General features: G+C 26.8%; 12 protein-coding genes. 1 reads left to right on the top strand and 11 read right to left on the bottom strand.

Annotated features, from left to right (window positions below; all coding sequences use genetic code 11):
• Positions 1–210 precede the first annotated feature (210 nt).
• Positions 211–1101, top strand: a complete 891-nt coding sequence (locus tag MPAN_RS03110) for a hypothetical protein (RefSeq protein WP_176238557.1) — start codon at positions 211–213, stop codon at positions 1099–1101.
• 71 nt (positions 1102–1172) lie between these two features.
• Here the strand turns inward: MPAN_RS03110 and MPAN_RS03105 are convergent, their stop codons facing one another.
• From MPAN_RS03105 to MPAN_RS03055, 11 genes are all read right to left on the bottom strand, one after another.
• The gene (locus MPAN_RS03105) at positions 1173–2081 is read right to left on the bottom strand and encodes a glycoside hydrolase family 17 protein (RefSeq protein ID WP_176238556.1); all 909 of its coding nucleotides are present in this window, start codon (positions 2079–2081) and stop codon (positions 1173–1175) included.
• Positions 2082–2093: 12 nt separating this feature from the next.
• On the bottom strand, positions 2094–3017 hold the full coding sequence (locus tag MPAN_RS03100; protein WP_231756808.1) for a glycoside hydrolase family 17 protein: 924 nt from the start codon (positions 3015–3017) through the stop codon (positions 2094–2096).
• A gap of 162 nt (positions 3018–3179) precedes the next feature.
• Positions 3180–4049, bottom strand: a complete 870-nt coding sequence (locus MPAN_RS03095) for a Rho termination factor N-terminal domain-containing protein (protein WP_176238555.1) — start codon at positions 4047–4049, stop codon at positions 3180–3182.
• A gap of 143 nt (positions 4050–4192) precedes the next feature.
• Positions 4193–4579, bottom strand: coding sequence for a (deoxy)nucleoside triphosphate pyrophosphohydrolase (locus tag MPAN_RS03090; RefSeq protein WP_176238554.1), 387 nt, complete (start codon positions 4577–4579; stop codon positions 4193–4195).
• Entirely contained in the window at positions 4572–5762 is a 1191-nt protein-coding gene (locus tag MPAN_RS03085) for a hypothetical protein (RefSeq protein ID WP_176238553.1), read from the bottom strand. The genes MPAN_RS03090 and MPAN_RS03085 overlap by 8 nt, the downstream gene beginning before the upstream one ends.
• A 72-nt stretch (positions 5763–5834) precedes the next feature.
• Positions 5835–6479 (bottom strand): GyrI-like domain-containing protein, encoded by a 645-nt coding sequence (locus MPAN_RS03080; RefSeq protein ID WP_176238552.1) that lies wholly within the window; start codon positions 6477–6479, stop codon positions 5835–5837.
• On the bottom strand, positions 6469–7509 hold the full coding sequence (locus MPAN_RS03075; protein ID WP_176238551.1) for a serine hydrolase domain-containing protein: 1041 nt from the start codon (positions 7507–7509) through the stop codon (positions 6469–6471). The genes MPAN_RS03080 and MPAN_RS03075 overlap by 11 nt, the downstream gene beginning before the upstream one ends.
• 98 nt (positions 7510–7607) lie before the next feature.
• Positions 7608–7976, bottom strand: a complete 369-nt coding sequence (locus MPAN_RS03070; RefSeq protein ID WP_176238550.1) for an ACT domain-containing protein — start codon at positions 7974–7976, stop codon at positions 7608–7610.
• Positions 7977–8038: 62 nt separating this feature from the next.
• A complete protein-coding gene (locus MPAN_RS03065; RefSeq protein ID WP_176238549.1) occupies positions 8039–9199 on the bottom strand; it encodes a DNA glycosylase AlkZ-like family protein in 1161 nt (386 codons plus the stop codon).
• 53 nt (positions 9200–9252) lie between these two features.
• Positions 9253–9495 carry a hypothetical protein gene (locus tag MPAN_RS03060; protein WP_176238548.1) on the bottom strand — a complete coding sequence of 81 codons (243 nt, stop codon included), beginning with the start codon at positions 9493–9495 and terminating at the stop codon, positions 9253–9255.
• A 325-nt stretch (positions 9496–9820) separates the two neighbouring features.
• A complete protein-coding gene (locus MPAN_RS03055; RefSeq protein WP_176238547.1) occupies positions 9821–10705 on the bottom strand; it encodes a PD-(D/E)XK motif protein in 885 nt (294 codons plus the stop codon).
• Positions 10706–10707: the final 2 nt, after the last annotated feature.

Below are 10707 nucleotides of genomic sequence, written 5' to 3'. Positions count from 1 at the left end.
TTTGATACAATATGTATATGATTTTTAGTATATATTTTATTAAAATTCATCAAAAATTCAATATCTCCGTCAGCATATATAGTATATCATGATTTTTAAAGAAATATACTTTGATTTTCAAAATTCTATATTGATAAGAATAAATATAATGTAGCCATAAAAAAATGGTAAAATATGTAAATATGATAGTAAAATACGAGGTTTATTTATATGAGCACAATCAAAGCATTCAATCAAATACTAAATGCATCTGATATAAAAAGATTTGATAATTGGTCATCTTATCGAAAAAGATTGACTACCTTTTTATATGAATGCATTAAAAACAAACATAAAAACCTTATCATTTTAGGTGCTGGAAATCTTGATGATATAGATCTTGATGTGTTTGCACATCTTTTTGATACGATTACACTTTCCGATATTGATATAAAAGCTTTAGAAAAAGCAAAACATAAATATAAATCTGCAGCTCATAAAATCCAATTAAAAGAGATGGAATATACAGGGTTAAGACATAGTGATTATTGGAACGATTTTATAAATAAAATGTTATCATTTACAAACCAATCAGAAATTAAAGCCTACTTTTCTATCTTAAAAAAAGAGATCAAGCAACATAAATTTGTTTTCGATACTAAATATGATGTAGTAATCGTTACACCTATTTATACACAACTTCTTCTTCAACAAATACTTAAAGATATTACTATACTTTCATCATTAAATTATCCGAAAAATTTATTAAACTATATTGAATCTCAAGCTCTAGATATAATGCCTACAGTTATTCAAACATTTAACTTCAATATATCATCAATACTAAGTGATACTGGTCGTCTATGTGTAGTATCTGATATTTTTGAAGCTAAAATTAATTCAGAATTTTATCAAAAAATCAAAATAATAATAGATGACGAAACCCAAATGTCTAAGTTTCATTCAAATTATGTTAAAACATATGGTATTGGTATTGGAGACTATGGTCTTGAGCATTTTTTAAAATCACGAACTATAAAAAAGAGCCAATGGTTTGAATGGCCCTTTGATATTAATACAAGTATTTTTGTTAAAGCTATATTTTTTAATCATACTAAATAAAAAAGAACTTATTATAATGTGATTGTGTATCAAACTTGATTCTCACATAAATTTAGTTCTTTTTTTCTATTTTACTTTTTCAATTTTATTCTCTTTGGAGTTCGATCGTCATAATAAAATCCCCAATTTTTTTCAGGTTCATCTAAAGCATTTGAACCTTTCCACATTTCATCAAATGCTTCAAAAAAGAAACAAATGATATCATGTTCTCTTGTATACTTATCCAATTCATTGTTAAAGAATAGCTGATTTAATTCATTTGCATTTTCTTTTGGTATTTGACCACCATTAGATTTTGTTGGCCATCCTGTTTCTGTAATAATCACTTGTTTATCTGGATATAATGCTTTTATTTCATTATATTCTTTTATGCTAGATGTTATTGCTTCTTCTACATTAGCCCCTAACCAAACTGGATAGAGATGAATACTAATGAAATCTACAGCTTCAGCTACTTCTTTTAATAAATCTTTCCAATAATAATTATTATCACAATACGTTACTGGAACTTGTGTGTATTTTTTTAGCTCATTAACAAAATATAAGACTCTAGCTGGTGAAACAAGATTTTCATTCCATTCAGGAACTGATTCGTTACCTGCAGAAACCCCAATCACTATATCTTTATATTCATTAGCTAGTTCTATGACTTTATATAATTGTTTTTGATTATAAGTAATATGCTCTGCGATTTGTTCTACTGAGTAATCTCCACCCCAGCTACAATTGGGATTGCTAGCTTCACCAAGTAAATCTATTCCTAATAACACCTTAAGCTTTATATTATGTTTTTTAATTAATTCTAATGTCATTTTCGCATGCTCACTCGCATCATACATTCTAATGTAATCAAAATCTTTTTCTAATATTTTTAAATCATCCAATACATTTTCGTAAGTCGGATAGATTTTTTTTATAGGTGTTTGCCCTTGCCTGTATCCAGAATAGCATATAGCTTTTCCATATTTTAAATGTTTCATTTTATTCACCTTTTATTTAGATTTATTAAACTTATACTTTCCATCTTTATCCCAAAGGCCCCAATATGCTCCATATTCGCCTTCATGATTCGTTTTCCATACTTCATCAAATGATGAGAAATAAAATAAATCGATATGCTCATCTTTAACCCATTTCATCGTGTTAATAAAATAACGCATAGCATTTTCATATGACGGCATTGCTGCGCCATATTGTTCACCTTTTGTAGGCCAACCTGTTTCACTTATAATAACTTTCTTACCGTTTGAATTTTCACTAACCAATTGATACATTTTTTTCATGTATTCTACAGAAATATCTAAAGCGCAGTATTCCCAAAATGGATAACAGTTCGCAAATAATACATCACATTCATCTACAATCTCAGGATAATTAATAAACATATAATAAGCATCAACATAGCCAACTAAAACATTAGGTAGTTCTTGCTTTACTCTTTTTATATAATGAATTAACTCATCTATGTCTAAATCTTTTCTTAAAAGAACTTCATTACCAATCGCTAACATATCAACATGACCTTCTTTTGCAATGCGAATAGCATTGCTTATTTCAAGTTCATTGTTTTCTAGATCACTATCAATCCAAGCACCTACAAATGTTTTTAGCCCTTTTTCATGTGCAATTCTTGGAACATTTTCATTACCACAAGAGCATGAAAAAGTTCTAATCCATTTTGTATGTGGTTTTATAATATCTAAGCGGTCACTAATTTGTTGATTTGTAATGATTGATTTAATACTTGGATCTTGTCCATCAAGATAGGGACTAAAGCTAATACCATGTATTTGATCATTTAATATCGTTTTAGTTTGTTCTTCTAAAAACTCCGTTTTTTCACTTATATTAGATTGCTTATTCAATAAATATCTATTAACATTTAAATATTTCATATCTTTTCTTGGTTTTGACATATTTATCCCTCCATCTATTATAAATAGAATAGATGAAATAGACTAAATTTTCAAGTCATATAGTAAATTTTACGTCATAAATTAAGTATTATACGCCAATAGTCAAAACACTCAATAAAAAAAACAGATAATTTATTTATGTATCTGTTTTTTTATTTATCATTATTTATTTTTTTCTTCTTTAAGTTTTGCAATAAGTTGTGCCTTGTTTAATTGACTTACACCCTCTAAATTACGCTCTCTTGCGATTGCTTTTAATTCTGTTAATGATTTTTCTTCATAATTAATTTTTTGTATTTTAGGGGTCACTTCTTCAACTTTTGGTTTTGGTTTAACAGAACCTTTCGTCTTTTCTAATTCTTTTTGTATGATTTTAGACTCTTCAACAATTTTTTTATTTTCTTCTGCTACCTTGGTTGCTTTAACTTCCAATTTATCAAGCTTATCTTCAACTTTTTCTTGTTTTTTGACTAGTTTTTCTTGAACTTTTTCACGTTCTTTAGCCTTCTTTAATGGATCTTTACTTTTTACAAATGGTTTAATTCCAGCCTGTAGAAATATAGCTCCCACTAAAAGGAATAATAAACTTACTGTAATTACAATTGCAGTAACACTGTCTAATGGATAAAACATTAAAAATGCACCAATCGTAACATATCCAATATTCATAATATATTGTAGTAATTTAATCTTTCTAGTTGCAATATAATTAATCAATAAATATGATACTCCACGGATGTAGACGATTAATCCTATAAATAATTCTACATTGTCTTTTAGATAAATAAGTAGACCTGCAAATACAAAATCTAATATCAATTCTATAACTAAAATTAATGTCGCATTTTTACTTATTATTTTCTTATATGTAAATATAAATCTTTTTAATGATAATAAAATCAATATACTACCTATAAAAAATGGTAAAAAATCTTCAACCCAGCCTAAGAAGTAACCTAACCCAGCTAATAAAACTAGAATAACACCAATAACGATGTTCAAATATTTATTCTTAAATACGATTTTTTCCATAATATACCTTCTTTCTTATCTATATCTATACTATACCACTTTTTATATAATTATATAATTTTTACTTAATAATTCATATTTGTAAAATAAAACAGGTTTCTATTAAACATAGAAATCTGTTTTATACATATATTTTATATTTATTATGTTGATAGATAATCCAAAACAGGTATATCCGCAGCTGAGAATTCCATTTTTTTCATCTCATCTATTGTTGCCCATTTAAAAGCAAGATGTTCAGATAACTCTAAATTGCCTTCTATAACTTCACATCGATAAGCATGTAAAATTAAGTTAAATCCTTTATATTGATGATTAATAGTTAATAAAAATGTTTTTACTTCAATTTTAGTGTTTAACTCTTCTAATATTTCTCTTTCTAGAGCTTCTTTATGAGTTTCTCCTTTTTCTATCTTTCCTCCAGGAAACTCCCATTTTTTAGCAAGTTCTCCATGATCACTTCTTTGAGCACAAAAGTATGTGTTATCTTTTTTAATGATTGCCGCTACTACCTCTATTGATTTATTCATTGACGTATTCATCAAAGTAATCTATCATATCTTGGAAAGAGTCCTCATAGTCCTCATAAGTGTTTTCATCAGGGCTAATATTATAATATGTCATTAATTTAACATGATCCTCTTCAAATATATCATGTTCTAAGATGATAGCATGTAAATCAAAATTGGTTTCACCAATTGTTATTATACTTGATAAATTTTCTGAAACATCTATAATTATTGTTGGCATTTCTTGAGCGTCAAAACTTCTTACTGTTAGATCTTCATATAATAATGTCTCATCACGATACATTTTATATAACTGTTGATTGTTACCATCTTGTTTCAATAGATTCCAACTCTCTAGTTCTAGTGCATTTAAAAGAATTTCTTTATGGTTTTCACTATTTGTTCTATATTTAAATTCTACATTATCCCCATCTAATTGTTGAGTTTCTATATAGTTTAGCTCTGAGTCTATGTAGTTAACAATATTTATATAGTTTTCATTTCCAATAGCAAAAGTTGTAAAATAATTACTTGTTCTATCGGTAAGAAAACCAATGATGATACGTATAACTTCTGATGTTTCAAGATTTTGTTGATAGAACTGATAATTATTTTGTGATAAATATTCATATTTAAGATAATGATTTTCATAATACACACGTTTTGAATACTGATCTTGATCATTTATATACATATAATTATAATAAATATTATCGTCTATAGTAGCAAGCGTATGTTGCGAATAAAAACTTCCTTCTTCATGGTATGTAGTTATTCTTAAAGCATCCTCTTTAAATTCTATCTTAAGATTGATGCTTCCTATATAAATGCTTTCATTAGTCATAACATTATCATTATCATCAAATCCAGCTTCAATAAGATCTATGACATTAACAAATGCATTATTTATCATCACGATATTTGAATCACATATTCTACAATAAGACTCGTTAACTATATCTCTGGTAATAGGTTCATATTTGTCATATTCACTAAGTAAACATTGTTTATTTAGCTCAGTATATTTTGCATCAAAATCATTAATGTATGCTAATAGATCTTCTTGATTAACCTGAGTACTACTTCCAAAGATCAGTGCTGGTTGTTCTTCATCGATAATATCTATAACCCCTTCGACATTATTGCATCCAAATAAGCTAAATGTAAGTGCAATCAAGATGATTGCTGAAAGATATTTTTTCACTATGCTCATTTCCCCTTTTTATGTTTTTAAGAATTTTTATAATCTTTATTTTTAATTTTAACATATTTTAAATTATATGTCTTTTGTTATTTGAAAACGAAGTGTTGTTTTTAGTTTATCTGGTGCAACTTTTCTTGCATCAGATAAATAGATTTCTTTATGATCTTTAGATAATCGATGATATCCATTATCTATACAATATTTTTCCATTTTTTCAAATGATAAAGGTTCATTATCATAACTACCTATATGTAGCATTTGACAAGAAAGACCTTCTGTAATTGTTTCTAGTTTGACATTTAAGATTCTATCATTTTTAGTTTTTTGATGTGCTGATTTTTTAAATTGATGATAAAGATCTTCTGTTACAAAATCAGGTTGTCTAATCATAAGTTTATATGCAAAATAATCTTTTAATTTAGTTATTGGAACCCCTTGTTTATATAGCTTTATACCTTCTTTGGTTAAACTCCATAGACCTTCTAGGGGATAAACTGTATATTCTATGTAGTCTTTTACTTGTATGCCTGCTTTAGGTGCCATTCTTAATGCATAACTCATTGCATATAATGCAGCAATGTCAATTGCAAAAAGAGCACTATTAGGATTACCTATACCCTCAATTGTAAAATATTTCATAGGTGGAACATCTATAAGTGTTGGAATATTTTTGGGAATGTATGTGGTTTTCTCCTTTTTACGCCATTCATGCTTCATTAAAATTTACCTCTAGTTCTTTATCTTTTAATTGTCCATAAGTATCTAAATACTCAAATAAACTATTCTTATTTCTTTTTAAGCATCTATAAAGTTGAGATGTTAATCTGCCCATCCTTTGAATTCTTTTGCCTTTGATATTTGCAAAAACAGCAACTGCAATTTTTCTTTTATGATCAAGTAGGACTGATGCTCTATAATAACCCATACCACCATGATGCCAGTAATATTTACCATCTAGAAATGAATTCCATGAAAAGCCTGTAAATATGTGCTTATTCTCTTCAAAGTATTTTTGATATATAACAGATAAATAAGAATTAGCTGGGTCCATTTGATATGCTAAAAACTTTAAGATATCATCGGCAGTTGACATGATCCCTCCAGCTGCTCGATATGGATTATCATTATTCCATATCCATGAATCTTTTGGTTTATCTATTTGATTAATAAAATATGTGTGATTCATTTTAATTTCTGTTTGAAGAAAATGTATGGCTATGTTTTCTAAACTATCTTTTTTAACAATTTCTATAATATGACCTAATACAGCATAATTAAAATCAGAATAGTTATATTTATCTAATCGTTTTACTTTTTTCTTATATATGTATCTATTAAGCCATTTACTGGTTTTATTTGTGTATATATTTCGTCTACAAAAACCAAAAAAGGCCAGAGAAAAGATCACAGAAAAAAATGGTGTGTGTTTTCTATAACCAGATGTATGTGTACTCAAGTTTAATAGTGTAGGTATATGTTTATGTTGTTTCATTTCAAAATATTTATCTAAAGGATCGTTTAATGATATTTCATTTTGTTCGATCATTTTAGCTAAGATGTTTGCGATTAATGTCTTGCTTATAGAACCAAGACCATAAGGAATATCTTTATATTCTTTTTGCCCATGTTTATCAAATAAATATAGATGTTTATTTTGGTTTTCTATGATACCTATAGTTAGTTTAGATTTAGAGCTTATTTTAAAATGTTTTATTAACATATCATCTAAGACATCTATATCTTTCATAACTACCCCTTATGTAATTTATAAATTAAAAAACTTTTTTTATTAAACTTATTATATCATGCATTTTTTAATAAAGAATAATCGAATTTTATTATGAGTTACTCACTAATAACTTCATAATCATTTGATTTTAACAAACCTATTGTCTTTTGAAGTGCTGATTCTTTGACCATAAAGTAATCAGTATTATATGTACTGATTACAAATATACTAATATTGTTTTGAGCTAATATTGTGCTGATTTTTGAGATAATTCCAACTAAACCAAAATCTAATATGCCTTCGATCTTGATTAATCTATATTCTTTTTCAAAGTTAGATATATGATTAATATCAATTTTTACCTTGCATACTAAAGAATACTCATCATCAGTTTGAGCATAAAAATATATACCATCTATTTTAGTCGCAAGTGGTTCTTTTAGTTTTAATACCATATACTCATCTTTATATAATTTGAGTTTCATCGCAACCACCTTCATCTATCTTTATTTTTTATTGTTATTATATCATGTAGTTCTATTATATATTATTTATTTTTATAGAAGTTTATTTCATCAGTTTGTAAATAATTTGCAAACCTTTTTAATGCTTCATCAATTTTAGTTTGTAATGCCTTATTTAGCTTGATATTAGGTTCTAACCAGATATTAATGATACTTAGAGGCAATTTACCTCTTTGTTTATCAAATTCAATTCTACCTATGATATGTGAGCCTTTTATCATGGGTAGGACATAATATCCATACTTTCTTTTATCTTTTGGAACATATACCTCCCAAGTATAATCAAAATCAAAAATCTTACTCACTAATGCTCTATCCCAAATCATATTATCAAGTGGTGCTAGTATAGATATTTGATCTTTAATATCAATAGGATATCTGAGCGCAATTTTTGGAATGTAGAATTTCTCATTCATGTCGTTTATTGTTACTTCTTCTATTAAATCTTTATCTAAAAGTATTTTTAAAAATTGATCTCTAGATTTCTTTAAATATATATGTAATCCACTGAAAGCAACACTACTTTTATTCCAGACTAAACCCATCGATTGTATTCTTCTGTATAAATAAAATTCTATAAATGCTTCTTTTGTTAAAAATGGATTTTCATTTTTTATCTCTGGATGAAGTTTTTCTAGTACATGATATTTCTTTTGTGTATTATTTCTACTTTCAATACCAATAGAGCCTTTATGAAATAAATAGCTGATTGCAGCAGATGAGGCTTTTGTATGACCCCATTTATGTTCTTTAGTTTCTCCTAGTTTTATCTTTGAAGATAAAATAGGCCCATCTTTATCTATTATGCCATAGACGTCATCAATAATATGTTCAAACTCTAAATCTAGGTAGTGTTTTGCTGATTTTATTTCGCTTTTAGCTCTATGTTCTCTGACGAGATTAAATTTATCAAAATCTTTTGTTTGATAAATACACATTTGTTTATCCCATCCATCAATTAAAGTTCTATCTTTGTATAGGGCATCATATAACATTTCTTTTTTGAAATGATAAACTCTTGATTGTAGAACTAATTCAGGATTAGTTCCAACAACATTTAATGGATCATATTGAATGGATTTAAGACGATCAAAAACATCATTAATTGTGTAATGATGTTTTGTGTTTATCATATGATAGTTAACTAGATATGCTTTAACTTGTTCTTTAGTCCAATAGATCATTGTATACCTCATTTGTACTTAAATATTATTATGAAAAGTATTGTTTTAATTACTTATTTTATAATATCAAATGCGGATTGTAATGCTTTAATTAACTCTTCTGCTATTTCTTTATCAATATGTAATACTTGGCTTTGTTTACCCTTATCTTGTCGTGAATTGCTTCCAAATGTTTGTAAACGCACCAATCTTTCACCTTCATTCTTATAGACGTTTAGTTCAGCTGTACATTGAGTGACACCATTACGTGCTACATAATATTCATTAGTTACATTTAATTTACTTATTCTTGCCATTTTTTTATTCCTTTCTATAATAATTTATATAATTTATCTTAGTTGGTTTTTAATAATTTTTTAAATTCATGTAAACACGTAATAGTGGTAAATCATGAATTCGCTTATGTACCAAACCTAATCTCTTTGAGTTTTCATGGCCACTTTATGTGTTCTTTCTATTTCGTGCTTACTTATGTGTTCATTAAGAATAATTTTACTATTTTTAACTTAAAGTCTACACTGTACTGATTAACCACAATATAAACTCCTCTGTATTATTATACTATATTTAATACCTTCAGGTAGGGGGGACGTGTCCACTTATTCATAGCAGTGCATAATATTAAAACAATGCTTCAATAGTTACAAAAGTCAAATTTGATAAATTGCAAATAAATCTTATGTTGCTAATAGCTTCGTGGTAATTAACAAACTTAGGAATGCTTAAGAATGAATAGAATCTAATTTTTTCTACAGAAGTATTAACCTTTAGATTTGAATAATTAATTGGAACGCTCAACAAATAGTTCTCAAAATACGCTTTTTTAGAGGGGAAACAAATGAACAAACTTTTAATATTATTATAAATTTCCTCAATAGACATGCCATTATTTTGTTCTTTTACTAATACGGAACAAAGATATCCATTCCCTATCAATTGATCATTGTTTATGTGATGTTTTCTCTGATCTGATATTGAAGTTTTTATTTCAAAATTAATATCCTTATATTCAAAGTCCACCAAATGTAGATCTGAACCTTTGTAATAATTCACCATGTTAATTTTATGGTAATCGTATATATGTTTAATAAATAATAATTCACCAATATTTCCTATAAACTTATTATAGTCAAAATCAATTTTTTTAAATACTTCTGAAATCTCATTATAGAGAGTTAATAAATCATCAGATTTCACTGTATTTGTACTTGCAAAACTAACAAGAGCATCAATAAAAATTTCTATTTTTTTTTCCTCTTCATTATGGTAAAAAATAATAGAATACAATCCTTCAACACCGGAAACAATATATCTAGAATTAATTGATATACTCATGTCGCCATTTTTAAATCTTCTATTTTGACCACCATCAGATTTCACAATAAAACAAATATTACTCTTTCGTTTCCCAATTGAATAATTTTCTGTTTCAAGAAGTAATTTGATCATTTTATCATCTTCAGCTATTGTCTCAAAATATTTATTAACTAATTTCTTATTGTCCATGT

Source organism: Mariniplasma anaerobium (assembly GCF_016865445.1).
In the GTDB taxonomy this organism is placed as follows: Bacteria; Bacillota_I; Bacilli_A; order Acholeplasmatales; family Acholeplasmataceae; genus Mariniplasma; species Mariniplasma anaerobium.
Note: the sequence above shows the minus strand (reverse complement) of the source record. Positions and strands in the feature narration are given on the sequence as shown.

Coding starts and splice junctions, on each gene's coding strand:
- MPAN_RS03110 (WP_176238557.1), top strand. CDS start 211: ATGAGCACAATCAAAGCATTCAATCAAATACTAAATGCATCTGATATA.
- MPAN_RS03105 (WP_176238556.1), bottom strand. CDS start 2,081: ATGAAACATTTAAAATATGGAAAAGCTATATGCTATTCTGGATACAGG.
- MPAN_RS03100 (WP_231756808.1), bottom strand. CDS start 3,017: ATGTCAAAACCAAGAAAAGATATGAAATATTTAAATGTTAATAGATAT.
- MPAN_RS03095 (WP_176238555.1), bottom strand. CDS start 4,049: ATGGAAAAAATCGTATTTAAGAATAAATATTTGAACATCGTTATTGGT.
- MPAN_RS03090 (WP_176238554.1), bottom strand. CDS start 4,579: ATGAATAAATCAATAGAGGTAGTAGCGGCAATCATTAAAAAAGATAAC.
- MPAN_RS03080 (WP_176238552.1), bottom strand. CDS start 6,479: ATGAAGCATGAATGGCGTAAAAAGGAGAAAACCACATACATTCCCAAA.
- MPAN_RS03075 (WP_176238551.1), bottom strand. CDS start 7,509: ATGAAAGATATAGATGTCTTAGATGATATGTTAATAAAACATTTTAAA.
- MPAN_RS03070 (WP_176238550.1), bottom strand. CDS start 7,976: ATGAAACTCAAATTATATAAAGATGAGTATATGGTATTAAAACTAAAA.
- MPAN_RS03065 (WP_176238549.1), bottom strand. CDS start 9,199: ATGATCTATTGGACTAAAGAACAAGTTAAAGCATATCTAGTTAACTAT.
- MPAN_RS03060 (WP_176238548.1), bottom strand. CDS start 9,495: ATGGCAAGAATAAGTAAATTAAATGTAACTAATGAATATTATGTAGCA.
- MPAN_RS03055 (WP_176238547.1), bottom strand. CDS start 10,705: ATGGACAATAAGAAATTAGTTAATAAATATTTTGAGACAATAGCTGAA.